The sequence below is a fragment of the Helicobacter sp. MIT 21-1697 genome, from assembly GCF_026241255.1.
In the GTDB taxonomy this organism is placed as follows: Bacteria; Campylobacterota; Campylobacteria; order Campylobacterales; family Helicobacteraceae; genus Helicobacter_C.
This window is the reverse complement of record NZ_JAPHNC010000003.1, coordinates 109,812-135,534: the sequence shown is the minus strand read 5'-3', so window position 1 is coordinate 135,534 and position 25,723 is coordinate 109,812. Positions and strand designations below refer to the sequence as shown.

The following is a 25,723-nucleotide window of genomic DNA, read 5'->3' as shown; positions in this document are numbered from 1 at the left end:
TTTTATCTTTTTATTTCTTTATGTAAAATTTCCCTTGCCACGCCTTTTGCTATATCTAGCGCCTCATTAATCTTACTTATATCCTTGCCTCCAGCAGTGGCAAAGTCATCTCTACCCCCGCCATTGCCGCCTAGAATCTGTGCGACTTCTCTCACCCACGCTCCAGCTTTAAGTGGTGCGTTTTTCACTCCTGCGATAATGTTTATTTTGTTTTCAGATTCACTCAGAAGCAAAATGGCTACGCTTTCATTTTCATTTTTACTCCTATCTACCATTTCTTTTGCCTCATTTGCATCCACAGAATCAAGTTTAAGTACAATCAGCCTCACACCATTTATCTCCTCATAATCAAGACTTTTCACACTTTGCTTTGCTTTACTTGCTCTCTCTTTTGCCTCAATGAGTTGATTTTTAAGCTTTATAATGCCTTGTGCGACATCTTGTGCTTTGAGTAATTCCTTTGCGTGTGCGATTTCATTGAGTGCATTTTTACCATAATGATATGCTGCCGCTCCACACACTGCTTCTATTCGGCGCACCCCACTGCTTACACCAGATTCTTTAATAATATAAAAACTCCCAATTTCAGCAGTATTACTCACGTGAATCCCACCGCACAGCTCAATAGAATCTCCAAAACTCACCACACGCACAATATCGCCATATTTTTCGCCAAAAAGTGCCATCGCACCCTTTTGCTTTGCCGCTTGTATATCCATATTCTCGCATAATTGTCTATTTGCTTGCAGAATCTGCTCATTGACAAAGCTTTCAATACGCGCTATCTCATCACCGCTTAGAGCCTTTGGGTGCGAGAAGTCAAAGCGCAAACGATGAGACTGCACAAGACTACCTGCTTGAGCGATATGTGAGCCTAAAATCGTGCGCAATGCTAAATGCAATAAATGCGTAGCCGAGTGATGTTTGATAATCTCAAAACGCGCACAATCTACCTCTGCTACGACTTCCTGCCCTGTCTTTAGAGCACTTAGAGTTTCTATCTTAGAGAGATTAAGCCCAAAGAATTTTTGTGTATCTAGCACTTGCGCAAATTTCTGCGCTTGAGCAGATTCTAAAATCCTATTTGTAGAATACAATGCACCCTTATCTCCCACAGGACCACCAGATTCGGGATAAAAAGGCGTAGCATTAAGCATTACCCAACCTTGAGAATTAGGTTCTAAAGTATCCACTATTCTAAAATGAGTATCTAGCAAAGCCTGAATCTTGCAAGATTCGCTCATTTTATCATAACCGACAAATTTATTTTGTCCAAATGTACTCAAGAGCACATTAAAATCGCCCTCTTTTAAAGTATCTCCACTTCCCTTCCAACTCGCTTTAGAACGCGATTTTTGCTCATTCATACATCGCTCAAAGCTTCGCATATCCACGCTTATATGATTCTCTCGTAGCATATCTTGTGTTAAATCAAGCGGAAAGCCATAGGTATCATAGAGTTTAAACGCCACCTCGCCGCTAAATAATTGTGTTGTCTCTTTGGTTGAATCCCCTGTTAGATTTTCTAACTCTGCACTAAAGAGTGCCATTCCTGATTCTATGGTTTCAAAAAATCGCTCTTCCTCCGCTTTGCATTGCTCCTTAATCGCTGCTTTGCGCTCTTGCAAATAGCTATAATGCCCTCCCATAGATTCACACACCACCTCTACAACTTCGCATAAAAATGGCTTTTTTAGTCCCAACAAATAGCCGTGTCGCACTGCGCGGCGTAAGATTCTACGCAAGACATAGCCGCGCCCCTCTTTATCAAAATTCACTCCTTGTGCAAGCAAAAATGCCACACTTCTAGCGTGGTCAGCTATCACGCGAAAGGAGGCTTGAATGTGCATAATAGAATCAAGTTCTGCTTGTGCCCAATCGTGTTTATCCCTCATCTCATCATCGTGATAATATCTCTTGCCTGTGAGTTTTTCTATCACTTTCATCAATGGTGCAAAAAGTGAAGTATCAAAATTATTTATCTTGCCCTCTTTGAGTGCTACCACGCGCTCTAATCCCATTCCTGTATCAATGCTTGGCTTTGGTAATGGTGTCCTTACCCCATCTTTTTGCTCATATTGCATAAACACAAGATTCCATATTTCTAAGAATCTATCTCCCTCGCCGCCAAAATAATCCTCGCTTGAATGGAAAAATTCTGCGCCTTGATCTACATAAATCTCACTACAAGGTCCGCAAGGTCCGCTATCGCCCATTTGCCAAAAGTTATCCTTATCGCCCATTCTTTTTATGCGGCTTGGCTCAATGTGTTCGCACCATAGCTCATAGGCTTCATCATCGCTTTCGTGGATTGTTACATACAACACATCTTTGCTAAAGCCCAAAACTTGCGTTACAAATGCCCACGCATAGGCGATTGCTTCTTTTTTAAAATAATCTCCAAAGCTAAAATTACCTAGCATTTCAAAAAGTGTGTGGTGGCGCGCGGTATAGCCGACATTTTCTAAGTCATTATGCTTTCCTCCTGCGCGGATACATAGCTGTGAGCTTGTCGCTCTTGGAGGAGTGGGAGTGGGAATCTTGCCTGTAAAAATATCTTTAAACTGCACCATACCTGCATTTGTAAAAAGCAAACTCGCATCATCTGGCACAAGTGGCATAGAATCATAAACCTTATGGGCTTTAGAAGCAAAAAAATCAAGATATTGCTCTCTCACATCATATTGCGCCATAAAAATCCTTTACTGAATGAATTAATGCGTGATTATAGCCAAAACTCATATTTAAAAGCTATATCGCACATTAAGGCTTAAAGCAGGATTGCCCTGCATATCTGTATCAACATTTGGCATAATCATCGTGTTTTTAGGCATATATTTATGTGTAAAAATATATGAGAATCCCCACGCAAGAGCTGCCCCTACACTTACTTGTAAAATTGAATGTTTCTTCGCCTCTACTCTTGAAGCAGCAGTGAGCACCGCTAGGATACCCACAGGAATAGCAGGTTTCCAACCATAACGATAATATACAAATCCCACTGCACTAAATGCACCACTTGCGTGTCCGCTTGGCATACCTTTCCAATCCTCACAACAAGGTCTTTTAGCAAAAGCTACACTATTACCATTCTTATGTGCGCTATCAAATCCCCATTTGATACCCTCTGTAACAAGCTGTGTACCTAAAGTGCCGAGTGCAAGTTGCCCCACACCCTCATAATCCTCCATTGCTAAAGATACCACCATCACATACACAGGTAAAAACCTAAACGCATCGCCAAATTGCTCAAATTGATTCTCTCTTGCCTGCACAGGGGGGGGGGCAATAACAAGATAAAGCAATACCAACTTGACTAGAAAATGCCGCCACATATAATATCCTTACATTAAGAAAAAATAAAAAATGCTATTATAAGATTCTATCCTTAAAGCTTACCTATCGCAAAACATTATTTGCAGCGTATTGCACTGCGTTGAGATAGCTTTGAGTGCTTATATTGCTTCCTTTTTTATATGCCTTATCATAGGCTACACCGTGATCCACTGAAGTGCGCAGTATTGGAAGATTAAGACTAACATTAATACTTTGTTCAAAATATAATGCCTTTAAAGGTGCTAAACCTACATCGTGATACATACTCACAAAATATCTAAACTTCTCTCTATTGAAAGGCGAAAATGCACTATCAGGTGGGTATGCACCAAAGAAAATCTTTTTGCCAAGTTGCATATTTACCTCACTCACGGCTGCATTTATCTGCTTATCCTCACTTCCCATAATGCCCTCATCTCCGCAATGAGGATTAAGCCCTAACACACAGCAAGGCTCATTGAGATTCACTCCTTGAGCAAAACGCAGTAAAAAATCCTTCACCCGCTCTTGTGTAACACACGCACTCACTTGTGAAAGGGCAATATGGTCTGTAAAAAGAGCAATAAAAAGAGAGGGGCAACCAAGCATCATTATAGAATCTACACCACATATTGATGAAAGCGCGTGAGTATGCCCTACAAAGCTAATACCTGCTTTTTGCCACGCTTTCTTATGAATAGGCAGAGTTACTAAAGCTGCACATTGCTTGCTTTGAGTAAGATTTACTCCTTGCATAAAACTTTCATAACTATATTTTCCACTTTTCGCACTTACACAATTTGGCTCAATTAAACCACCACGAGGATATTCAAAATCAGCTACACATTGCATATCTTGGGGCAAAGGAAAATCCAAAAGCGCACTTGCAGATTCCAAAACTTCTCTATGCGCACAATACAGAGGCTCACAGAATCTTATGATTTGATGATGTGTCCTTAATGCAATTTCAAGCCCTATACCATTGACATCACCTACGCTAATAGCTATTTTTGGCACATTGTCTCTCGCATTTGTATAATTGCTCGCTCCAATCCTACAAATACAGCCCTTGCAATAATACTATGCCCGATATTAAGCTCACTTATTTGTGGAATCTGCGCGATTGCGCTTACATTTTGATAATTCAATCCGTGCCCCGCAAAGCATTCAAGATGACGCGTATCAATAGTTGAAGTGGCAAGTTTAGCACATTGTGCAATATCATCAAGTGTGCGAGAAATCTCCTCATTTATTTCTTGTGTGGGAAGCGCAAACTCTTGCAAAGCACGATGTGTGCGAGAGAGATTGCTGTATGCCATAAGCATCAAATTTGCATATCTGCCTGTATGAAGCTCTACTGCCTGCGCACCAAGCTCACGCGCAAGGAAAATGGCTTCCTTTTTAGGATCAATAAAAAGCGCACTCGCAATGCCACAAGATTCAAAAGCTTTGAGTGTATCGCGAATGCTATCATAATGAGATTCTATATCCAATCCACCCTCTGTGGTGATTTCCTCTCGTTTTTCAGGCACAAGTGTAATGCGTTGGGGCTTTAAGCCACAAAGATAATCAATAATTTTTTCATCAAGTGCGCATTCTATGTTAATGGGCAAAGGACTTGATTGCACGATACGCTGGACATCGCTGTCGTGAATATGTCGCCTATCCTCACGCAAATGAAATGTGATTTGATGCGCACCTGCATTTTTTGCAATAAAAACTGCTTCAAGTGGGTCGGGCTCATAAATAGCCCTTGCTTCACGCAAAGTCGCAATATGATCAATATTCACACCTAATCGTATAGACATTTCTTCTCCTTATCGTTCCATAGCAATTACGCCACTTCGTATAATCTCTTTTGGGTTAAAGATTCTAATAGCTGCAATAAATTGATTAATCGCTGAAGGTTTATCGGTGGCAATCACAATAATATATTTTTCATTCGCATTTGCAATCTTGCCATTATAAGCCTTACACAACGCCTCTATATCTGCCAAAGATTCACTTAATGGAATCTTTACCAACACCGCTTCCTTCTCAAGCAAATCATCACTTGAAATAACGCTCACTACGGGAATAAGCTTATGAAGTTGTTTGATAATCTGCTCAATAACAACTTCAGAACCTTGTGTTACAATCGTAATGCGCGAGAGATTGCTATTGGGAATAGGAGCAGTAGTCAGAGATTCTATATTGTATCCACGCGCAGAAAAAAGCCCTGAAATCCTTGCTAAAACGCTATGCTCATTGATAACATTTATACAAATGCTTTTTTTGAGCTCTGTATTTTTTGCTTCCATCATTACTCCTCTTCTTTGAAAGCTTTTTTTTCACTTGAGAGAATCATCTCATAGATTGCTCCCCCGCTTGGCACCATTGGCAAGACATCTTCGTATCTATCTATCATTACTTCAATAAATGCCACTTTTTTAGAATCTAATGCCTTTTGAAGTGCCCCGTCAAATTCACTTTTTTTCTCTACTCTAAAGCCTACACCACCAAAAGATTCTATAAGTTTAATAAAATCAGGCTGCAAACTCAAATCCGTATGCGAAAAACGATGCTCATAAAAGAAGCTTTGCCATTGTCGCACCATTCCTAAATAATTATTGTTTAAAATCACATTGACAAAAGGAATGCCATACACAACACAAGTCATCAACTCTTGGATATTCATTAAAATTGAGCCATCACCTGTAATATTAATAATAGTTTTATCTTCACGCGCGAGTTTTGCGCCAAGTGCTGCAGGCAAACCATAGCCCATTGTGCCAAGCCCACCACTGCTTAAAAATTGACGCGGAAAGCTAAAAGGATAAAACTGCGCTGCCCACATTTGATGCTGCCCCACATCAGTAGTAATGATTGCATTCTCGCCTAAATGCTCACCAAGTCTTTGGATAATCCATTGAGGTTTAATGGAATCTACACTATCTTCAAAATTCATAGGGTGTGCAAGCGCATAAGAGCGCAAATGCTCTCTCCATTTCATAATTTTTTGCGTATCATATCCGCTTAGCTCAATCATCATATCTGATACAATATGCTTCAAATCCCCTACAATAGGATAATCCACCGCCACAATTTTGCCAATAGAGCTTGGGTCAATATCAATATGGGCAATTTTTGCATTTTTTGCAAATTCGCTCAACTTGCCTGTTACCCTATCATCAAAGCGCGCACCCAAACATACAAGCAAATCACACTCACTTATTGCCATATTTGCAGCATAGCTTCCGTGCATACCAAGCATACCAAGCAGATTCTCATCATCATATCTTAGCACCCCACGCGCAAGAAGTGTTTCAGCACACGGAATCCCTGTGCAATGCACGATTTCACGGATAATCTCACTTGCATTTGAAAGTATAGCTCCTCCACCAATATAAAATAAAGGTTTTTGCGCACTCATAATAGCTTCACAAAGTTTTTTAATCTGACGCGAATTGCCTTTTATGGTAGGCTTATAGCTTTGAAGTGCAACAGATTCGGGATAGGTAAATTCGCCTAAAGTGCCCGTAATATCCTTTGGAATATCTACAAGCACAGGACCTTGCCTCCCACTTCGCGCAATATAAAAAGCTTCTTTAAGGATTCTGGGTAATTCGGCAATATTACGCACTAAAAAATTATGCTTTGTGCAAGGGCGAGAAATCCCCACTGCGTCAATTTCTTGGAATGCGTCAGTGCCAATTTGCGTAATAGGCACTTGTCCGCTAATAACGACAAGAGGAATAGAATCTGTATAGGCTGTGGCGATACCTGTAATAGCATTTGTAAATCCCGGACCTGAAGTGATGATTGCTACACCCACCTCTCCGCTACTACGCGCATAACCATCAGCCGAATGCACCGCACCTTGTTCGTGTCGTGCAAGAATATGTGAAAAATAGTTTTGTTTATAAATCTCATCATAAATATGTAATACTGCGCCGCCCGGATAGCCAAAAACAACCTTTACACCCTCAAGATGTAAGGCTTGAATAAGCATTTGGGCTCCTGTCATTACTTTCATAAATACCCCTTCCATAATAATTCAAAGACAATATAAATACCAAAATTTACTTAATAATTACTTAATAATACAATTTCGCAAGGATTTATACTCATTTTATACAATGCAAAGAGATTTTATGAAGGAAATATGATGACATTACATAAAAAAATCTTTTTCATTAATCTTTTACCTATTTTGCTTATCAGTCTCAATCTTCGCGCACCTATCACTTCTGTGGGACCAATAGTTGAATTGCTTAGAGATTATTATCATCTAAGTGCAGCACAAGCGGGATTACTCACTTCTTTACCACTTTTTGCATTTGGTATTATTTCTTTCATAGTCGCGATTTTTCAGCCTACAAAAGCAATGTTTCTAGGACTTTTATGTATTCTCACAGGAGAGATTGTGCGATGTATGGGCGGAAGTGTAGAGCTATTTATTGGCACGGCGATTATGGGAGGTGGCATTGCAGTAGCCAATGTCTTGCTTCCTAGCTTTGTTAAGACAAAATTTCCTCGCGATGTCCCTAAAATTATGGGCATTTATAGCCTTGTGATTAATATTTCTGCCACGCTTGGCATTGCTGCAATTTTACCTCTCACACATATTCTATCTGTGCCTATGGCTATGGGCTGCTGGGCAAGCTTGGCAATAATGGCAATCCTAAGCTACCTGCCTCAAATGACAAATCATAGAATCTCACGTCCAAAAGTAAAAATACACTTCAGGGGCACGCTTTGGGCAAATTTAAGCGCGTGGAATATTACGCTCTTTATGGGATTTACAAGCATAATCGGTTATAGTTTTTTTACTTGGTATCCTAGCTTTATCATCTCTTTTGGTTACACTCAATCTTTTGCCTCAAATATGATGATTCTATCCCAAATGATTGTTATTCCCTCCTCGTTTTTTGCACCGCTTATACTCGGCTCACTCTCACAAGAGCGCAAAAAGATTTTTATAGGGAGTATCTGTGGGCTTTATATGCTTAGCTTTTCTACTTTGCTTTATACGCAGGATTTATGGGTGATTGTGCTTGTTTCAATACTTCTTGGAATCCCAGTTGGAGGTGTATTTGGCATTGCCTTACTGCTTATTTCAAGCAAAAGTGCTAATGTGCAAATTGCCACTAAACTCTCTGCTATGGCTCAAGGTATAGGTTATCTCCTTGCTTGTCTTGCTCCTGTGCTTATTGGCAAGCTCTATGATTTATATCACAATTTCACATATTCGCTTATTACACTTTTATGCCTAAGTGTAATGCTTAATATTATTGGATTCCTTGCATACAAATCTCCGCCGATACAAACTCCTTGATTTTTTGTGTTAAATTTATTAATATACGCGTTTAATTTTTAATTTCACACAAAGGATTTTAAGATGACAATACTAAGAAAGTTAATTTTGGCTTTAGGTTTAGGAATGATTGCTCTTTTGTTTGTTGCTTGTGGAGAAAGCTCACCCAAAGATGTGGCGATAGCTTTTACCGAAGATGTGTATAAAGGCAATGGTGATAAATTGATAAAATACATCAATTTGTCTAAAAAAGAAAAAGAGATGAAAGAAGTTATTGAAGGTAAGCTCAAAGCTGCAGCGACAAAGGCAGAACGCAAAGCCCAAGAATCTGATGGGATAGAGAAGATTGAAGTTGTCTCTGAAGATGTCAAAGAGGAAAAAGCAATCATTAAAGTGCTTGTGCGTTTTAAAAATGGAAGCGAAAATGATGAGACAATAAAGCTTATTAAAGTTGATGATGAGTGGAAAATTAACCTCTAAACTTATTTATCTTGCTCTTGGCTTTGTGGCAATCAGTGCTACAAAGCTTTTATACACTCTATACCCTTTTAATACATCACACACTTCTTTTACAGATACATCTCAAATTCTAAACACACTTCCTTCGCTTGAAATAGGTGATATTATCTTGCGAGAGGGCAAAGGTATAGAAAGCATAGTCATACAAACATTAAGCAACCACCCCTATACACATATTGGTTTAATAGTCTCCACACAGCCTATTATCATTCTTCACGCCACACCCGATGATAATCCCACAAAACCCAACCAAGTGATACTTAGCTCACTTGATGAATTTCTTTTCCACGCAAAACAAATCGCCATTAAACGTTTTGATTTTTCTACTAAGACGCGTGAAAAAATTGCCCTTGAAGCTACTCTATGGCTTGGAGAGCCTTTTGTTTTAAGCGGAGATACTTCATCATTATACTGCACTACACTTTTAGAATCTATCCTCTCTCCCCACATTACACTCAATTTACCCTATGAATATATAGATTTTTCCGCTTTTAAAGGAACTTATCTTTTTCCCAAAGCCTTTTTTGAATCTCCTCAATCAACTTTAATTTATCAATCAGATTCTATACATTCTCCATATTAAGCCCCATTTTTCCCGGGTTAAGAATATTGTTGGGGTCAAAAGCTTTTTTGATATGAGCAAATAAATTCATCTCTGCCTCGCTAAAAGCTAAACGCATAAAAGGTGCTTTTGACAAACCTATGCCGTGCTCACCACTAAGTGTGCCCTCAAGTGCAATCGCAATTTTAAAAATCTCCTCAATACACTCATATCCTTTGTTAAGGGATTGCTTATCATTTGGGTCAGGCACCATTACATTTACATGCACATTGCCATCGCCTGTATGTCCAAAGCAGGGAATCTTAAAGCTATATTTGCCACTCAATGCGGAGATTCTATTAAGCAGCTCGGGGAGCGCGGAACGAGGCACGGTGATGTCTTCGTTGAGCTTTTTTTTGCCATAAATTGTAATACTTTGGCTCACATTGCGTCTTGCAAACCACAGGTTTTGTGCTTCCTCGTCATTTTGCGCAATTTTAAACTCAATGCAACCATTTTCTTTAAATCGCTCCTGCAAAGTCTCAAGCTGAAAACTTACTTGCTCTGGCATATCGCCATCAACTTGAGTAATAAGTATCGCTCCAGCATCAATGGGCAATCCTTTAGAAAATCGCTCTTCTACGGCACGAATGCTCAAATTGTCCAAAAACTCCATTGCCACAGGCGTAATTCCACTTGCCATTGTTTTATACACAGCATTCATTGCAGATTCTATATCAGCAAACACACCCATAGCCGAACGCGCAAACTTCGGCTTAGCAATAAGTTTAAGCGTAATTTCAGTAATCACTGCGAGCGAACCCTCACTCGCTATGAGAATCCCCGCGACATTAAATCCTGCGACATCTTTAATTGTTTTTTTTCCTGCGCGAATTATATCGCCATTTGGAAGCACTGCACGCAACGCCATAACATAATCTTTAGTAATGCCATATTTTGCAGCACGCATACCGCCTGCATTTTCGCTGACATTTCCTCCAAGCGTGCTGTATTCTTGACTTGCTGGGTCAGGTGGATAAAATAAACCCTTTGCCTCCACGGCTTCTTGAAACATTTTATTAACTACACCGGGTTGGACACGCGCTATAAGGTTTTTTTCATCAATTTCTAGAATCTTATTAAAATATCGCTCCAATGCAAGGATAATTCCTCCATTCACAGGTAATGCTCCACCTGTGAATCCACTTCCTGCACCGCGTGGAATAACAGGTATTTTATGCTCATTACAATAGGCTAAAATTAAGCTCACATCTTGTTCATTGCGCGGAAACACTACCGCATCAGGTTCATAACGTTCCCTTGTAGCATCATAACAATATGCCACCAAATGTGCCTTGTCATCATAACAATTTTCCTCTCCCACAATATTTTTTATAGCTTGAATGTGAGACTTATTGAACATATTTACTCCTTTCTCCTTAGTTTTTAAGATTCTCAAATGATTTAAGGCTTTGGCGCAATAAATTGTCATAATAAGGAAAGTATTGACGCGATTTTTTTGAACGTAGCTTGCTTGCAAGAGAGCCTGTGTCTATATTTACAATACGCGAAAAAAATGGTGCTTGTGTGTTTTCAAGTTGCGGTTTATCAAAAGGCAATACCTCAAGGATACTAAAACTCTGGCAATCAAGCACATTGACACCATTAGAAGCAAGAATATATAATAATCCTATGCTATACACATTGCAAAATTGTATTAGATGCTTAGGTTTTGGGTCATTAATGCCATCTTTTGCCAAAAATGCACCTAATAAATCAATATGAGAAAAGCTTGTATTGGGTGCAAGGGAGAGAATTTTATTATAACTTTCTTGGTCTGGAGCAATAGCAATTGATTTGTTATAAAAACTACCAAAAATCATTTTATCCCCTTGTTTGGGAGTAGCTTGAGGTGTAGGAAGATATTTTTGTGAAATACTATCAAAAGGTTTATAGTTTGCATAAGCTGTGCCATTTTTAATGCTTTTAATAACAGCACTGGCAATAATAATATTATAACCTTGATTATGAGTGAGCACAATACCACTTTGCCCGACTTTTAAATGTCCTGCACGAAAAGATAGCGTATTTGAGCTTACCTCATCAATTTCCACGTTTTTTGGCAGAGTATCAATGGCTTGAAGCATTACTGCACAAATTAATCCTACTAATATTCGCATTCTCTTCCCTTGTAAATCATATTTTCATCTTTTAATCTCTCATAATGATCCAAAAACCATAGGACACCAAAACCTAATCCGGGTGTTTTTATTTTACTCTCATCATCAAGAAATGCTTTCAACTCACCCACTTTAATCAATACAGATTCTATCACTTCGCCATCAACGCCACCTCCTGCATTTATCCTATCTTCTTCGGTTATAGCTGCATAAAAAAGCGTTTGTGTTGCACCACTATGTCCTACTGCGGTAGCAAATGTGGCAATTTGCCGTAAAGAGCGCACCTTATAGCCGCATTCCTCCTGCACCTCCTCTTGCGCAATTTGTTCTAAACTTTTGCCCACCTTGTCTGTCAATCCGGCACATAACTCATAAGTATAGCCTATACCTTGTGATATATAAGAATCTAAATGAGATTGTATCAAATGCGCTTGTTTATTAAGTGTGCGTGCAAATACTGGGGGACGAAATTGTTTTACAAAAAGTAAGCTATCTTCTTGCTTATGATAAAGCACAATTGCTACCGAATCTAGGCTTTGGATAAAATCCCACGAACGTTTCACACCATTTTCGCAATAAAGCATACGTTGTGGTTTCACATAAGGCGAATCGACACATTCACAAAAACTCACATCGCTAATGCACGAACAAGGTGAAGTAATAGCTTTAGGATTCATAAATAATTGGCTTATAAGGATTACTCATACTTGAGAGTGTATCGGGTAAATTCAGATTCTCATTTGGCGTAATAGTATTTGCATTTTTATTTAAAGCCTCTTGAAGATAGGGCATAAAATGCTCCTTGAGGGCATCAAAATCTTGCTTTTCCTTATCTTTTAGCTCCTTGCTTACAGCCTTGACATTAGAGAGAGGATTAATAGGCACATTGTTACGATAAAGTCCAAAATGCAAATGTGGTCCAGTGCTTAATCCCGTAGAACCTACGCGTCCAATCATTTGTCCTCTTTTCACTCTTTTGCCTGTTCTCATACCTGTAACAAATGAACTCATATGTGCATAAAGTGTTTTGAGATTATTTTCGTGACGAATCTCAATAAGATTGCCATATCCACCTCTTTTACCTGCAAAAATCACTACACCATCAGCAGCAGCGGCGATAGGAGTGCCTTTTGGAGCTGCATAATCAACTGCATAATGTGGGCGAATCGTGCCAAGTATAGGATGTTTGCGCCCAAGAGAAAATTTGGAGCTTATCCTTGCTCCAGCTACCGGAGTTTGAAGTAAGAATCCTTGAATCTCTTTGCCATCTTTATTGTAATAGCGTCCATTTTTAAATCTAAAAATATAATGAGGTTTTTTATTTATCTCCACCACAGCCGCCTTAATGCTTGCATTTTTAAGAGGCTTACCTAAGCGATACTTTCGGTCATAAATCACAGCCAATCTATCATTTTTTAAAATACTATGAAAATTCACACTATTTTTGTAAGCATTTAAAAACTCACCAACTAATCCCCTATCATTTGTCATCTCAAGCAAATCCTGATAAGGCGATTTTTGAATAGAAAGACTAATAGTCTGCTCTTGTTCAAAATAAATCATAGGCGTAAAGTCTAGTATATATACGCCATCGCGCTTGAATATATGAATCTGCATACCATCACCTATGGGAATAAGAGCCTGAATCAACCCACCATCATCTCCTAAGAGGGTATAATAAGTAACGCCCGCATATACTTCTGATGTGAGTTCCTTATCTTTAGGCGGTAGATTATAATATACACTTGTAGGGATATTATATTTTTGAAAAAATGCAAAAAGTGTGTAGCCGCTCTCCCAAGTTTGGTTATGGACAACAGCACCAAAACAAAAACTGCACACACTTATAAATACAAATATCTTCTTCATCAAATACCTTACCGAAATCTTAAAAATGCTAAAATTGCAGGATTCTAATATAAAAATTTTAATAAAAATGTTAAAATGTCGTTTTATCTCTAAATTGGTATTATTTTTGCATTCACCAAAACAATTAAAATCTTTAAGGAGTTAAAATTATGAGCACAGGTTTGAAAAATTGGCTATTTCCTACGCTTAGCTTTATTCTCTTTTTATATGCTATGCTTTTGCTTGGGATTTGGACATATCGCGTTGATGCGAACAAACCGCTCTTTACTGGAGGTGGCTCTAAAGGAACGGCAACGCTTAAAGATTTTAAGCAAGAATTGCAAGGATATGTTAAATGATAATTTTAAGGATAAAATGGTGCTAAATCTATTAAATTTTTTAAATTTAATCCGATTTAGTTAGCAATAAATCACTTTAAGAAGGAGTGTCTATGGTAAATGGTGTAAATACAAGCGTTAAAGTCGCAAATATGCTCAATAGAGATGTGCTTGCAAAGCAAAATGAAAACAATGAAGTAAAAGAAAAAGAGCAAACCCAACTCTCAAAAGCTGAACAAATTAAAGAGCAAATTAAAAATGGGGAATACAAAATAGATTTGCAACAAACTTCTGAAAAAATGGCATCAAATTTGCTTAACCTATAAAAATTTTACATTGGCATTTTGGACGTTTTGATAATCTTTAATGCCAATGGGATTTCTAGGATTAGGTTATGTTACATACTTACATTAATGGTGCTATTAGTGACTTAAAAACACTCATAGAACTTACCAAACTTGATAATGCTGATATACAGATTGCCAATCATCAAGCAATTTTTGATAGAATCCAGCAAAAAGATGAACTTGTCAAAGAGTTTGAAACCAAAAAATCTCTTCTTCATCGCGAAATGCTCATCTTATGTGATAAAAATCCACATAAAACATTAAAAGAAATTCTTGATGAAAAAGCAAGTAGTCTCCTTGATGATATGCGAAATACCCTTGAAGAGCTCAAGATTCTCAATACCAACTACGCACGTAGTGCCTTTGCTGTATCAGAATTTTATAATTCGCTTATCCAAAGAGTAATACCCCACGAAAATGATGGCTATGAACATCACCGACCTCAAAGCCATTTGCTTAAAACTCAAGCTTAGGAAAATATATGGGTGGCATTCTCTCCTCACTTAATACTTCCTACACAGGACTACAAGCTCATCAACTAATGGTTGATGTAACAGGCAATAACATTTCAAATGCAAGTGATGAATTTTATAGCCGACAACGCGTGCTTGTGCGCCCTGAACGTCCTCTTTATTATCAAGACTATAATCTTGGTAGAGGCGTGAGCATTGAAACTATACAAAGAATCCACGATGAATTTGTGTTTAATCGCTATCGCAAAGCGGCTGAAGAAGCACAATACTATGATACACATTTTACAACTTTGCGTGAGGCATCAGCCTTTTTCCCAGAAGTTGATGGCGTAGGAATTTATAATGATTTAGAAGAATACTTTAATGCGTGGAAAGATTTGTCTAAAAACTCCACTGACCCAGCCCAAAAACAAGTTTTAGCCAAAAATGCCCAAGTACTTACCACCAATATCCAAGATACTCGCTCTCGCCTCGTGAGATTACAACAAAAGGCAAGCGAAGAGCTTGAAGTAACAATTAATGAAGTCAATCGCATTGCAAAAGAAATCGCACATATTAATGGCAAACTCAAAGAAATGGAAGACCAACGCGAACTCAAACAAGCCAACGAATTACGCGATAGGCGCGATGAACTTGAATATAATCTTCAAACGCTTATAGGAGCAAATGTTTTTAAGAATCATCTTGATTCTAATGCTTCTATTCACCCCAAATTAGCAGACTTTGATGATGAATATGTATTAAATATTGCTTTTGGATTCAATATCGTAGATGGCGCGATGTTCCACCCACTCGTGCTTAAAAAAGACGATAATCATCTCAATCTTAATCGCGTATATTTTCAAGGTGATGATTTTAAAACCGTTGAAATTACCGATAAGGTTGTTCAAGGCAAAGCTGGCTCTCTTATTAGTCTTTACAACTCAGGAGCTGGGGGCACACGCATAGGAAAGATTCAAGATTATATCAATCACCTTGATATTTTTGCAAAAGGGTTTATTGAAGCGACAAATGCTATCTACTCTCAAAGTGCAGCGACACAAATTCGTAGCGATAAACTTGATGTATGGAGTTTAAATGCTTTGGTAGATAGCAATTATAATATTAAAGAAGGGAGCTTTGATATTGTAGTATATAGCACACAGGGAGAAGAAATCGCGCGTAAAACAATTAATATTGATAGAATCACGACAATGAATGATGTAGTCAGAGCGATTAATGAAAATACTGATGATAATAAAGATAATAACGCTCTCAACGATGTTGATGATTATTTTCGTGCATACTATGATAATGGCGCAAGAGAATTTAATATCCTCGCAAAAAATCCCTCCCAAGGCTTGTATATAGCTATTCAAGATAAGGGTAGCAATTTCACAGGTGCATTTGGTTTGAATAAATTTTTTAATGGAGATGATGCACATAATATCGCCCTCAATCAAGAATATATCAAAGATGCCACACTCATACGCCCTTGGCTCACGCCTGTGAATGGAAATTTTGAAGTCGCAAATATGATGCAGCAGCTTCAATATGATGATGTAGATTTCTATATTAATAAATATGAAAAAAAACAAATGAGAATCCCCGAGTATTTTCAGTTCCTCGCTGGACGCGTAGCTAATCAAACTGAAGCTACACAACGGACAAAAGAAACAAAAGACGCTGTGCTTTCTGCTGTCAAAAAGGAACATTTAGCGATTTCGCAAGTGAGCCTTGATGAAGAAATGGTGAATCTCATTAAATTTCAAGGTGGTTATGCAGCAAATGCCAAAGTCATTACGACTATTGATAGAATGATAGAAACCCTACTTGGCATTAAGCAATAACTTCCGAGATACTCAATTATGTTGCATATTCTAAATAAAAGCATTAAAGATTTTTTTTCTTTAAAAATCTTACTTATTACTTTTGTCCCCGCGATATTGGGGCTTCTTTTATGGGGAAGTGTCATATATTATTATGGACAAGAGCTGTATAATTGGACACTTGGACTTATGCCAGAGTGGCTTATGAGCGTAAAATTTCTAGGAAACATACTTAATATTGTCCTCGCACTCATCGTATATACACTGCTTGGCTTGTGGCTTGTGCTAATGATATTGCTGACAAATGTCTTTTTCTCTATTTTTTATACACCTTTGATTGTTTCTTTTGTGCGCAAAAAAGATTTTCCTCATATCCCTCAATCAGGCTTTGGCACACTGGGAGAGTGCTTGGGTGAGTTTTTTAAAAACCTTTGTATCTTTGTGCCTTTATTTATATTAAGCTTCTTGCTTTATTTTATTCCTCTTTTAGGCTCAACTCTTGGCTTTATAGCACTTTTGGTGCTCGGATATTTGTTTTTTAAAAGCAATATGTTTTATGATATTGGCAGCTCTTGTATGGATAAAGTGCAGTTTGAGAATCTCAATCAAACTTATCGCCTCAAAAACCACTCCTATGCTCTACTCGCCTATTTGCCTAGTTTTGTGCCATTTCTTAATTTTTTCCTTATGCCATTACAAATGCTCATCATCACGCACTATTTTTTCACTCACATACATATAAAAATGAAATGAGATGCACCATAGGATTACATTTTGTAACACAATATAGATTCAAATTTCGCACTATTGATTACACACAATATCCTCAAATGCTCGTAATAAGTATTTTATTTCACGCAATCACAAAAAGAAATATTCTTATAGAATCTCACCACGCCAAAGGCAGCACAAGAATCTAAAATCACTGATGCATTCTCATCGTTTTGTCCCACATAAATATCAAGCATTATGCCCTGTGTATGCAAAAATGCTAAATCTTTGAGAGAGTGTATAAGAGGAGCAAAAAGCACGAGATTGTGCAGTCTTTGGCGAGAACGTATCATTTCCAATGCCTTTTTAATTGCGCATTTTGTGCTAAGTAATGGTTTTTCTTGCCATAGCCCACCCTTGCCATAGCCCACAACAACATAAGGATTTCTAGCATAACGGCTTAAAATCTCATCAAATACCGCGTGTGCTATGAGATTTTCACTAGGAGAGTTCATGCACACTCTCAAAGATTTCTTTGATTTCCTCTTTATTTAAACGCTCACGCGTCAGCAATGATTGAGCAATTTTTAAAAGCGTAGGCTTAGAATTTGTAATAAAATCTTGCATTTCCTTTTTTGCCTCATCTAAAATATAAGCTACATCGCTACTATCGCTTAAAAGTCGCTGTGCCATACCATATTGCTCACACATTTGTGTGGCAATTTCTTTAGCGTGTAAAATATCGTCTTTGGCATTGCTAAAAGTCTGCTGATATATCATCTCCACGGCGATATTGCCCGATAATGCAACTTTGATTTTACTCATTAGTTCCTGCTTGCTCACAAGCTCTTTATCAATTTGCCTAAAACTTTCACTCACAAGCCCAATTTTATCAAAATCCACTTCAAGCCAATATGCGCTTAATGCCTTTGCTGATTGATAAAGTGCAAGAATCTCTTTTTCATTTTCACTGAGAGATAATGCCTTTTTCTTGCCTACAAGCACCTTATCTTTAGTAGCCAAAATATCTTCTTTTTGTATGAGCTTTGATTTGCGCCGCAGTGCATTAAGGGCACTTTCATTGACAAGTGAAGCAAGGGCTGCCCCACTAAATCCCACACACAGACGCGCAATTTCATTTACATCAAGGTCGTGTTTTTTATCACTTAAATAAAGTTGCAAGATATGCTCTCTTTCACTTAAATTAGGAAGATCTACATAAATGCGCCTATCAAAGCGCCCACTTCGCAATAATGCTTCATCAAGCACTTCAATTTTATTTGTCGCAGCAATAACAATAACGCCACTAGAATCTTCAAAGCCGTCCATTTCTGTTAAGAGTTGATTAAGCGTTGCTTCACGCTCATCACTGCGCGTGTTTCCTCGTGCCTTACCTACTGCATCAATCTCATCAATAAAAATAATACTCGGTGATTTTGCTTTAGCTCTCATAAAGAGTTCCCTTACGCGTTTAGCACCCATACCAACATAAATTTGCACAAAACTTGAGCCACTTTGATAAAAAAACGGCACGCCAGCCTCACCAGCCACTGCTTTAGCTATCATTGTCTTACCTACGCCCGGAGGACCTACTAAAAGCACACCTTTAGGAAGTGATATGCCTAATTCTTGATAGTGTTTAGGATTCTTAAGATAATCAATAATTTCTAATAACTCTTCTTTTACCTCACTAATTCCCGCCACATCTTTAAAGCGCACTATGCTTGTCATAGGCACATAAGGAATAGCAGAATACGATGTGGATTCCAAAAGGGGAGATTCTCTCTCGCGTGGAACTTCTGATTTTTTTGTTCCGCTAGGTGTTGGGAGTGATTTGAAAAATATAAGTCGCATAACCTGAAATAACACTGCCAAGCCCAAAAGCACAAGAATCATAATGCCAATTTCGCCCAAAGTATCATTTAAAAAATGTGCTTTTTTTGCTATCACAGGAAAATTCCAACTCCATATACGAGGAGAGAGGCTACTAGCATATACTTTATAATGTTTTGTATTTGCATTAAAATATACATACTCGTCATCGCACGAAATATCTGTAATTTTCTCGTTTAAAAATAGATTCTCTGCTTCTTTTGCGCTTATAAGCTCGCTGCTATCCTTTATTACAAGCACCACACCTAAAATCAGTGCTATCACAAGAGCAAAGATGCCAATTATGAGGCTTTTAGACTTTGCCATAATTTTTCTCCTTATTGATAGTATATGTCTTTATTTTTACCCATTGTCCCTCTAAGTGCGGATTACTACTTTCAAATTGCATAGGATTAAAAAACTGGTCTAATCCTGTATAAATAAAAGTATTATGAGATTCTACCCTGCTCTCACACAAAACATCAAGGGGCACATTATGTGCCTTGCGAAAAGTCTCATTCTTATCCATAACAATCCCCTTAAGTATATGAAGCCGCTCTTTGGCAACATTGCCTTTCACTTCACCTTTCATCACACTTGAGGGTGTGCCATCGCGTTTAGAATACACAAATGGGTGAAGATGCGTGAGAGGAAAAGATTTAAAATTCTCCAATGCCTCCTGCCATAGCGCTTGAGTTTCTCCGGGGTGTCCGAGTATAAAATCACTTCCCAAACAAAATCCTTTTTTTGCAAAATAATCAAAAAGTGCCAAATCACTCTCCACACGATTGTGGCGATTCATTAATGAGAGCATAGTATCGCTTGTGTGCTGCAAAGCAATATGCAAATGTCTTTCCATAAGGGGTAACTCAAGGGATTCTTTAAGCTCACTATCAATTTGACTAGGCTCTAAACTCCCTACACGCAAGCGTTTTAAAACTCCTAGAGAATCTATATCCTTAATAAGTCTTGCAAGATTATAATCTTTCAAATCCTTACCATAACTTCCAACATTTGTCCCTGTTAAAACCACTTCAGTTTTACCACTTTGGGCAAGTGCGCGAATTTGCTCTAAAATGCTTTTGTGTGGATAAGAACGCGCTTTCCCTCGCACAAAAGGGATAATACAATAGCTACACGCAAAATCACAGCCCTCTTGAATCTTCAAAAAAGCTCGCGATTTGCCTGCAAAATGTGTAACAATGGTGCTATCAATATGCTCTGGGGCAGATTCTGTATAAAAAAATCTCTGCTTGGCAATTAAAAATTCATCAATACGCTCTTTAAAACTATGGGCAAACACGCTATGAGCGAGATTGTGTGCAAATATCTCCTCGCCTCTTGTGCCTACGCCACAGCCTGTAAAATACACTTTTTTATTTAACTCACGCATTTTATTGAGATAACCTCGCACACCGCTATCTGCACCATTAGTAACCGTGCAAGAATTGACTACCACTACATCGGCTTCGCTCTCATCTTTTGCACATTCAAAATGTTTCAAATTGCTTTTCATTACCTGTGTATCAAAAAGATTCGTGCGACAACCAAATGTTTTAAAATACACTTTTTTTACTTCACTCACTCTTATCCTTTTTAAGAATCTAATTTTTGCACTTGCACACCTCCGCCTAAGATGACCTTAGAATCTAGCTCGTGCATTTGTGTGTCTCCCCCTATACCATCACCCCCATTGGCAACTACCTTGCTTGTAGGATAAGCAATATGTATATCGTCTTCTTTGAGAATGCGCTCAATAATCTCCCCTGAAATAGTGCTGCGCAATGAAAGTGTGGCATAAGCATTTGTTTGATACCACAATGAGATTCGCAATCCATTTGGTTCAATCATACAATAGCTGCGCACTTCAAGATTTGGATTACGCAAAGAATACTTATCGCGCATACGATGCACTTGTTGGCGCACCATTTCAGTATAACCTTTCGCATATTTTTTGCCTATTTCAGTGGCAATTTTGAGTGCTTTTTTATAATTACTATCAAAAGTAATGCTAAAGTCTATGCCATCCCACACGGTTTTTAATCCTGCGTGTGTATAATTAGCAAACATCATTGTAAAAATATAATTATTAGGCACAAAAATAATGCGTCCTGCTCTGCGATTTGTCATATAGCTTGTAAGTGTTACATCTTCAAAAAGTGTGATTCTAAGCACGGAAATATCAAGCACATCGCCCACATATACACTATTATCTTTACACACACGCACTCTATCGCCTACATGCACACTGCCCCCTAGCACAATCACAAACCACCCAAGCACACTCATAAACAAATCTTTCATAGCAATAGCCAAACCAGCTGAAGCAAACCCCACAACTGCAACCAGATAAGTAACATTTTCCATATAGGCAAAAAGTAAAATCAAAACAATGATGCTAATATTGATGTAATTAATGACTTTGCTTGCAGTGTAGATTCTATCTGTATCAAGGATATACTTCCTCAAAGCAAGTTTAAGCAAAAAAGCCAAAAGAATTGTGATAAGAATTGTTACGCCAATATAAATAATTTTAAAAAATTGACTTTTGATTTGATGGGTAAGCTTATTGATTGTGCTACCAGATTCTTGATTATAAATATCTATTGAGGTTTCTAGGATTTTTTGTGTGCCCTCTAGCTCTTCAAGCATACTTTGAGTGCGAGCAATCTGCTTAGCAACCTCAACAGATTTATCTTCTTCGGCAAGTGTATTTAAAAGCACATATTTTTCCCTCATTACATCAAGCAAAAAATGGAGGCTTTCTTTGTTTGTGTTGAGTATGCTTTGCTGTTCTTTGAGCTGCTTGATAAATGAATAACCGGCGAGAATCAAAAAAGGATTCGTAATTTGTGGCACTTCATCAATATGTTTAACTTCTAAAAGCGCTCCATAAGGGTGTTGGGCATAATCTCTAAGGAGTTCTTGCTGACGTTTGAGTGTTTCAAAACGTTGTGTGAGCGAATGAGGGGGAGCAGTGTGTGTATAGGATTGAATCTCTTTCTCAAGTGCATTCATCTCATTTGTAAGTTCATTATAATTTTCTAAACTCGTATAATGCTTTAGCCAAGCATTATGGCTCTCATCAAGCTTATTTTCAAGACTTTGAAGCTCTGTTTGTATAGCAGAAATTTTCGCATTATCTTTGGCAATAGCCGAAGTAAAGAATATGCAACTCATTAAGGGGATTATCAAAGTTATACAATAAATATGTTTCACCTACTCCTATCCTTACTAAAAGATGATAAAACATCAAGCACATCGGCTTTTGGCACATCATTGCGCAAACTCACATTACCAATCCCAGAAGGTAGCACAAACATAACGCGAGAATCAATGCTTTTTTTATCTAAATAAAATTTCTCATAAAAATCTTGTGTATCGCGAATATAAAAGTATGTGGGCAAATCATAGCGTTTCAAAAGAGCGGTTATCGCATCTTTTTGCTTTTGGCTCAAAAGTCCAAGCTTACAAGAAAGAGTATTTGCCATACACATACCTATGCTGACTGCTTCGCCGTGCAAAAATTGCGAATATTGCGTAAGATTCTCAACAATATGTCCAAAAGTATGTCCATAATTAAGCGCAGCGCGAATGCCCTGTTCTTTTTCATCAGCACTCACTACTTGTGCTTTAATTGCTACACTTTTGGCTATGGCAGAAGTGAGAAAGTCAATATCGTTTATACTTAGAATCTGCTTTTCAAGCAATGTAAAAAAAGCTTTGTCAAAACACACTGCCATTTTGATTATTTCAGCTACTCCTGCTCCAAACTCGCGTTTTGAAAGTGTGGAGAGCATAAATGGGTCAATATATACTGCTTTTGGTTGGTGAAAAAGCCCGATAAGATTCTTTCCAAAGACATTATTAATACCACTCTTCCCGCCAACAGAAGCATCAACCTGCGCAAGTAAAGTCGTGGGGATTTGTATAAAATCAATCCCTCTCTGATAAATACCACTCGCAAAACCCACCATATCACCTATTACACCACCACCAAGTGCTATCATTAAAGACTTTCTATCAAGCCTATGAGTAAATGCGCATTCAAGGATAGATTCTATACTTTTCATATCCTTATATTGCTCACCATCGGGCACAATACACACATATACTTCAGGGGCTTTAATACGCTCTAAAACATACTTAAGATGCAGTCCTGCGACTTTAGGATTTGAGACAAGCAATACCTTGTGAGCATATTCTATATGCGGAAGTGTGCCTATATGAATAGGATAATCTGAAGTAGCAGTTTGAATATGCAATGTTTCGCTCATAAATGTCCTTATTTCAGTTCTTTGGGAAGAGGGATAAAAATTTGAGGATTTTTATCATTCATTGAGACAATTTTATACACATCTATGGAAATAAAAGAAAAAGTCTTCGTTTTTGAAATATTGCGTTCAAATGGCACAAAACATAAATAAGGCACAAAGCTATCTCGTAAATATAAAATAGGATTCTTAGAATCTGTTTGGATAATATTCATCTTGCGTTCAAAAATACGCGAAAGGTCTTCATAACTTTGCACCATATCACTATGGTAGGACGCATCAGTATCATAATCATACACATCAACTTCTAAATCTAACTGCTTAGAAATATCAAAAACAACAGAGGCAACATTTTCGGTATTTCCCATATTTTCACTTAACATAACAAAACTTTTCTTACACTCACTTATATGCTCCCAACCTGTTTTGAATACAGGGATTGAGAGTTCAAAAAGCACTCTACGATTTTTACGCGAAGCAAAAATATCTTGGTTGATAATAATAAGTCCAAAACGTTTTTGTGCATCTTGAGCAATTCGTTGAATAAAACTCGCATTTGTATAATCTATTTTTACCTCAACGCTTTTAGATTCTAAAGCTTTAATACTATCAAGCAATTCAAAATGAGAGGGATTAAGGATATAAATAAAAAGCTTATTGTTTTTGAGGCTATTATTTAAAAAAAGTGCATTTTGCACATCATTCCAGATTCTATGTTTGTTTGAAAGAGACATATCCAAATACAAAAATATATCGCGTCCAAATGGCACAGGGAACTGCCCTATATCACTTTTAATCTGTATATACACATTATTAAGCACTTTTGGATCTCCTGCGATAAGAAGACTATCGTTGGGTTGAATAATCAAAGAATGTGAGCTTAAAAGGAGTTCTCCTTGTCTATATATGCCTACAATGCGCCATTTTTTTTGCTGAATAGAGCCTATATGCCGATAGGCAAAAATACTTCCTGTGGGGATACCAACCTCCATTATCTCACCTTGCCCCAAACCAAAACTACGTGGAATAAGCGGGATATTTGGCAATCGCTCAATAAATTTATTTGTGATAATCATCTCTTCATTAAGAATAATAAGATTCTTATCATCTTGCATAGCTTGAGTGTGTCTCTCTAATCTAAGCGAAATAACAATGCGCACTTTGTTATTAATCCCACGAAGCAACTCATAGGTGCTTAGAATCTCATTTTCATCATCAAGGATAAGAAAAACATTAGCAATCTCATTGCTCATTATCTGTGAGATTCTATATGCAGATGTATAATCAAAAGTGTGAAATTCAAAGGAACTTGGCACTCTATCTCGGATAAAGCACATATCTTTGGACACAACAACATAATAGTCATTGCTAAAATATTTATCTAAAATTGTATCAAGAAAAATTTTTGCAATTCTGCCTTGTGCAATAATCAGAGTTTTTTTCACACTCTACCTTTCTATGGTAAATTAAGAGGCTTTGATTATAGCTAAGAAGTGATAACCAAATCCCCTAAAAACGCGCAGGTTTTTTAATATTTTTTAAACGCAAACTTGTATAAAACCGCCTCAAAGCTAATTCCTCCTTTTTACCTATACAATAATGTATATGCTCCAAATATGCCAAAATATCCTTTTGCTTTACGCCACTTTGCGTAGATTTATCTTGCAAAATATAATGGGGTATCTTTATGCGTGCCCCCACAAAACATTTTGCGAGATGTGTATAAAATCGTGCATTTTTATTAAAGCATAATCGCCCAAAGCAAAAGCCTAAATGGTGCTTCTCCCACCACTTCTCCCCCAAATCCACACAGATTCCCCCTTGAAGTTTATAGCGCAATGCCTTATCGCCAATAAGAATCTCTCCATTAATGCCCAATACTTTGGCTAATGCATTAGAAGAGGCTGATTGATAATCATCTTTATTTGCTTTTGGGAGTGCTATCACGCTCCACACTGCTCCTTTAGAGATGATTCCCGCTTTTGTAGTCTGATTCTTACGCATAGAATAATATCCAGCAATTGAAGAAATAAACCCCGCATCAATACGCCGCATAAGAAAATCTTTATTCAAGCGCGCAGGATATGATTTTTTGAGTTGTAAAAATTTCTTAAATCCCCACGATATGGGATATTTCTTAATAAATACATCAAAAGGCAAAAGATTAAGATAGGCAATTTTACCAAAACGCATTTTCTCTA

General features: G+C 37.7%; 25 protein-coding genes. 8 read left to right on the top strand and 17 right to left on the bottom strand.

All coding sequences use genetic code 11. The features are described from left to right. Window positions 1-2 precede the first annotated feature (2 nt). The 6 genes from alaS to OQH61_RS04205 form a co-directional block, all read right to left on the bottom strand. Window positions 3-2,693: an alanine--tRNA ligase gene (gene alaS, locus OQH61_RS04230; protein WP_266026046.1), complete on the bottom strand. Its 2,691-nt coding sequence runs from the start codon at window positions 2,691-2,693 to the stop codon at window positions 3-5. A 51-nt stretch (window positions 2,694-2,744) separates the two neighbouring features. Beyond that, on the bottom strand, window positions 2,745-3,335 hold the full coding sequence (locus tag OQH61_RS04225) for a phosphatase PAP2 family protein (RefSeq protein WP_266026045.1): 591 nt from the start codon (window positions 3,333-3,335) through the stop codon (window positions 2,745-2,747). A 64-nt stretch (window positions 3,336-3,399) separates the two neighbouring features. Continuing rightward, on the bottom strand, window positions 3,400-4,332 hold the full coding sequence (gene pdxA, locus OQH61_RS04220; protein ID WP_266026044.1) for a 4-hydroxythreonine-4-phosphate dehydrogenase: 933 nt from the start codon (window positions 4,330-4,332) through the stop codon (window positions 3,400-3,402). Further along, on the bottom strand, window positions 4,320-5,123 hold the full coding sequence (locus OQH61_RS04215) for a pyridoxine 5'-phosphate synthase (RefSeq protein ID WP_323054026.1): 804 nt from the start codon (window positions 5,121-5,123) through the stop codon (window positions 4,320-4,322). The genes pdxA and OQH61_RS04215 overlap by 13 nt, the downstream gene beginning before the upstream one ends. A gap of 9 nt (window positions 5,124-5,132) precedes the next feature. Further along, entirely contained in the window at window positions 5,133-5,615 is a 483-nt protein-coding gene (gene ilvN, locus OQH61_RS04210) for an acetolactate synthase small subunit (protein WP_266026043.1), read from the bottom strand. Window positions 5,616-5,617: 2 nt separating this feature from the next. After that, complete coding sequence (locus OQH61_RS04205) at window positions 5,618-7,330, bottom strand: acetolactate synthase large subunit (RefSeq protein WP_266026042.1); 1,713 nt, start codon at window positions 7,328-7,330, stop codon at window positions 5,618-5,620. A 132-nt stretch (window positions 7,331-7,462) separates the two neighbouring features. Between OQH61_RS04205 and OQH61_RS04200 the strand changes: the two genes are divergently transcribed. The 3 genes from OQH61_RS04200 (at window position 7,463) to OQH61_RS04190 (ending at window position 9,713) form a co-directional block, all read left to right on the top strand. Continuing rightward, window positions 7,463-8,632 (top strand): MFS transporter, encoded by a 1,170-nt coding sequence (locus OQH61_RS04200; protein ID WP_266026041.1) that lies wholly within the window; start codon window positions 7,463-7,465, stop codon window positions 8,630-8,632. A gap of 63 nt (window positions 8,633-8,695) precedes the next feature. Then, window positions 8,696-9,091 (top strand): DUF4878 domain-containing protein, encoded by a 396-nt coding sequence (locus OQH61_RS04195; RefSeq protein WP_266026040.1) that lies wholly within the window; start codon window positions 8,696-8,698, stop codon window positions 9,089-9,091. Then, window positions 9,069-9,713 carry a YiiX/YebB-like N1pC/P60 family cysteine hydrolase gene (locus OQH61_RS04190; RefSeq protein WP_266026039.1) on the top strand — a complete coding sequence of 215 codons (645 nt, stop codon included), beginning with the start codon at window positions 9,069-9,071 and terminating at the stop codon, window positions 9,711-9,713. Before OQH61_RS04195 ends, OQH61_RS04190 begins: the two co-directional genes overlap by 23 nt. On the opposite strand, the gene OQH61_RS04185 is transcribed toward OQH61_RS04190, so the two are convergent. From OQH61_RS04185 to OQH61_RS04170, 4 genes are read right to left on the bottom strand one after another with little or no spacing between them, the layout of a single operon-like run. Further along, on the bottom strand, window positions 9,694-11,094 hold the full coding sequence (locus OQH61_RS04185; protein ID WP_266026038.1) for an FAD-linked oxidase C-terminal domain-containing protein: 1,401 nt from the start codon (window positions 11,092-11,094) through the stop codon (window positions 9,694-9,696). The two genes, OQH61_RS04190 and OQH61_RS04185, sit on opposite strands and share 20 nt — an antisense overlap. 16 nt (window positions 11,095-11,110) lie before the next feature. Further along, window positions 11,111-11,851 (bottom strand): plasminogen-binding N-terminal domain-containing protein, encoded by a 741-nt coding sequence (locus OQH61_RS04180; RefSeq protein ID WP_266026037.1) that lies wholly within the window; start codon window positions 11,849-11,851, stop codon window positions 11,111-11,113. Then, window positions 11,839-12,528, bottom strand: a complete 690-nt coding sequence (locus tag OQH61_RS04175; RefSeq protein ID WP_266026036.1) for an NUDIX hydrolase — start codon at window positions 12,526-12,528, stop codon at window positions 11,839-11,841. The genes OQH61_RS04180 and OQH61_RS04175 overlap by 13 nt, the downstream gene beginning before the upstream one ends. Next, window positions 12,518-13,720 (bottom strand): peptidoglycan DD-metalloendopeptidase family protein, encoded by a 1,203-nt coding sequence (locus OQH61_RS04170; protein WP_266026035.1) that lies wholly within the window; start codon window positions 13,718-13,720, stop codon window positions 12,518-12,520. Before OQH61_RS04170 ends, OQH61_RS04175 begins: the two co-directional genes overlap by 11 nt. 149 nt (window positions 13,721-13,869) lie before the next feature. Between OQH61_RS04170 and OQH61_RS04165 the strand changes: the two genes are divergently transcribed. The 5 genes from OQH61_RS04165 (at window position 13,870) to OQH61_RS04145 (ending at window position 17,418) form a co-directional block, all read left to right on the top strand. Next, a complete protein-coding gene (locus tag OQH61_RS04165) occupies window positions 13,870-14,058 on the top strand; it encodes a hypothetical protein (protein WP_266026034.1) in 189 nt (62 codons plus the stop codon). 92 nt (window positions 14,059-14,150) lie between these two features. Next, the gene (locus tag OQH61_RS04160) at window positions 14,151-14,363 is read left to right on the top strand and encodes a flagellar biosynthesis anti-sigma factor FlgM (protein WP_034366159.1); all 213 of its coding nucleotides are present in this window, start codon (window positions 14,151-14,153) and stop codon (window positions 14,361-14,363) included. 68 nt (window positions 14,364-14,431) lie between these two features. Then, the gene (locus tag OQH61_RS04155; protein ID WP_266026032.1) at window positions 14,432-14,857 is read left to right on the top strand and encodes a hypothetical protein; all 426 of its coding nucleotides are present in this window, start codon (window positions 14,432-14,434) and stop codon (window positions 14,855-14,857) included. Window positions 14,858-14,865: 8 nt separating this feature from the next. Next, entirely contained in the window at window positions 14,866-16,686 is a 1,821-nt protein-coding gene (gene flgK / locus OQH61_RS04150; protein ID WP_266026031.1) for a flagellar hook-associated protein FlgK, read from the top strand. Window positions 16,687-16,704: 18 nt separating this feature from the next. Further along, window positions 16,705-17,418: an EI24 domain-containing protein gene (locus tag OQH61_RS04145; protein ID WP_266026030.1), complete on the top strand. Its 714-nt coding sequence runs from the start codon at window positions 16,705-16,707 to the stop codon at window positions 17,416-17,418. 95 nt (window positions 17,419-17,513) lie between these two features. Here the strand turns inward: OQH61_RS04145 and OQH61_RS04140 are convergent, their stop codons facing one another. The 7 genes from OQH61_RS04140 to OQH61_RS04110 all read right to left on the bottom strand — a co-directional run bounded on the left by OQH61_RS04140 (window position 17,514) and on the right by OQH61_RS04110 (window position 25,715). Continuing rightward, the gene (locus tag OQH61_RS04140) at window positions 17,514-17,891 is read right to left on the bottom strand and encodes a hypothetical protein (protein WP_266026029.1); all 378 of its coding nucleotides are present in this window, start codon (window positions 17,889-17,891) and stop codon (window positions 17,514-17,516) included. Continuing rightward, window positions 17,878-19,575 carry an AAA family ATPase gene (locus OQH61_RS04135; RefSeq protein ID WP_266026028.1) on the bottom strand — a complete coding sequence of 566 codons (1,698 nt, stop codon included), beginning with the start codon at window positions 19,573-19,575 and terminating at the stop codon, window positions 17,878-17,880. Before OQH61_RS04135 ends, OQH61_RS04140 begins: the two co-directional genes overlap by 14 nt. Next, entirely contained in the window at window positions 19,562-20,833 is a 1,272-nt protein-coding gene (locus OQH61_RS04130) for a MiaB/RimO family radical SAM methylthiotransferase (RefSeq protein WP_266026027.1), read from the bottom strand. Before OQH61_RS04130 ends, OQH61_RS04135 begins: the two co-directional genes overlap by 14 nt. 11 nt (window positions 20,834-20,844) lie before the next feature. After that, window positions 20,845-22,428, bottom strand: a complete 1,584-nt coding sequence (locus tag OQH61_RS04125) for a mechanosensitive ion channel domain-containing protein (protein WP_416232491.1) — start codon at window positions 22,426-22,428, stop codon at window positions 20,845-20,847. Window positions 22,429-22,463: 35 nt separating this feature from the next. Continuing rightward, complete coding sequence (gene aroB / locus OQH61_RS04120; RefSeq protein ID WP_266026025.1) at window positions 22,464-23,525, bottom strand: 3-dehydroquinate synthase; 1,062 nt, start codon at window positions 23,523-23,525, stop codon at window positions 22,464-22,466. 8 nt (window positions 23,526-23,533) lie between these two features. Continuing rightward, window positions 23,534-24,967 carry a COG3400 family protein gene (locus OQH61_RS04115; RefSeq protein ID WP_266026024.1) on the bottom strand — a complete coding sequence of 478 codons (1,434 nt, stop codon included), beginning with the start codon at window positions 24,965-24,967 and terminating at the stop codon, window positions 23,534-23,536. A 64-nt stretch (window positions 24,968-25,031) separates the two neighbouring features. Beyond that, on the bottom strand, window positions 25,032-25,715 hold the full coding sequence (locus OQH61_RS04110; protein WP_266026023.1) for an MqnA/MqnD/SBP family protein: 684 nt from the start codon (window positions 25,713-25,715) through the stop codon (window positions 25,032-25,034). Window positions 25,716-25,723: the final 8 nt, after the last annotated feature.

Bases quoted from the DNA above. Each gene is read 5' to 3' on its own strand.
- alaS (WP_266026046.1), bottom strand. From the start codon at position 2,693: ATGGCGCAATATGATGTGAGAGAGCAATATCTTGATTTTTTTGCTTCT.
- OQH61_RS04205 (WP_266026042.1), bottom strand. From the start codon at position 7,330: ATGAAAGTAATGACAGGAGCCCAAATGCTTATTCAAGCCTTACATCTT.
- ilvN (WP_266026043.1), bottom strand. From the start codon at position 5,615: ATGGAAGCAAAAAATACAGAGCTCAAAAAAAGCATTTGTATAAATGTT.
- OQH61_RS04155 (WP_266026032.1), top strand. From the start codon at position 14,432: ATGTTACATACTTACATTAATGGTGCTATTAGTGACTTAAAAACACTC.
- OQH61_RS04170 (WP_266026035.1), bottom strand. From the start codon at position 13,720: ATGAAGAAGATATTTGTATTTATAAGTGTGTGCAGTTTTTGTTTTGGT.
- OQH61_RS04200 (WP_266026041.1), top strand. From the start codon at position 7,463: ATGACATTACATAAAAAAATCTTTTTCATTAATCTTTTACCTATTTTG.
- OQH61_RS04185 (WP_266026038.1), bottom strand. From the start codon at position 11,094: ATGTTCAATAAGTCTCACATTCAAGCTATAAAAAATATTGTGGGAGAG.
- OQH61_RS04125 (WP_416232491.1), bottom strand. From the start codon at position 22,428: ATGAGTTGCATATTCTTTACTTCGGCTATTGCCAAAGATAATGCGAAA.
- OQH61_RS04215 (WP_323054026.1), bottom strand. From the start codon at position 5,123: ATGTCTATACGATTAGGTGTGAATATTGATCATATTGCGACTTTGCGT.
- flgK (WP_266026031.1), top strand. From the start codon at position 14,866: ATGGGTGGCATTCTCTCCTCACTTAATACTTCCTACACAGGACTACAA.
- OQH61_RS04190 (WP_266026039.1), top strand. From the start codon at position 9,069: ATGAGTGGAAAATTAACCTCTAAACTTATTTATCTTGCTCTTGGCTTT.
- OQH61_RS04180 (WP_266026037.1), bottom strand. From the start codon at position 11,851: ATGCGAATATTAGTAGGATTAATTTGTGCAGTAATGCTTCAAGCCATT.
- OQH61_RS04145 (WP_266026030.1), top strand. From the start codon at position 16,705: ATGTTGCATATTCTAAATAAAAGCATTAAAGATTTTTTTTCTTTAAAA.
- OQH61_RS04165 (WP_266026034.1), top strand. From the start codon at position 13,870: ATGAGCACAGGTTTGAAAAATTGGCTATTTCCTACGCTTAGCTTTATT.
- aroB (WP_266026025.1), bottom strand. From the start codon at position 23,525: ATGAGCGAAACATTGCATATTCAAACTGCTACTTCAGATTATCCTATT.
- OQH61_RS04195 (WP_266026040.1), top strand. From the start codon at position 8,696: ATGACAATACTAAGAAAGTTAATTTTGGCTTTAGGTTTAGGAATGATT.
- OQH61_RS04175 (WP_266026036.1), bottom strand. From the start codon at position 12,528: ATGAATCCTAAAGCTATTACTTCACCTTGTTCGTGCATTAGCGATGTG.
- OQH61_RS04135 (WP_266026028.1), bottom strand. From the start codon at position 19,575: ATGGCAAAGTCTAAAAGCCTCATAATTGGCATCTTTGCTCTTGTGATA.
- OQH61_RS04140 (WP_266026029.1), bottom strand. From the start codon at position 17,891: ATGAACTCTCCTAGTGAAAATCTCATAGCACACGCGGTATTTGATGAG.
- OQH61_RS04225 (WP_266026045.1), bottom strand. From the start codon at position 3,335: ATGTGGCGGCATTTTCTAGTCAAGTTGGTATTGCTTTATCTTGTTATT.
- OQH61_RS04160 (WP_034366159.1), top strand. From the start codon at position 14,151: ATGGTAAATGGTGTAAATACAAGCGTTAAAGTCGCAAATATGCTCAAT.
- OQH61_RS04110 (WP_266026023.1), bottom strand. From the start codon at position 25,715: ATGCGTTTTGGTAAAATTGCCTATCTTAATCTTTTGCCTTTTGATGTA.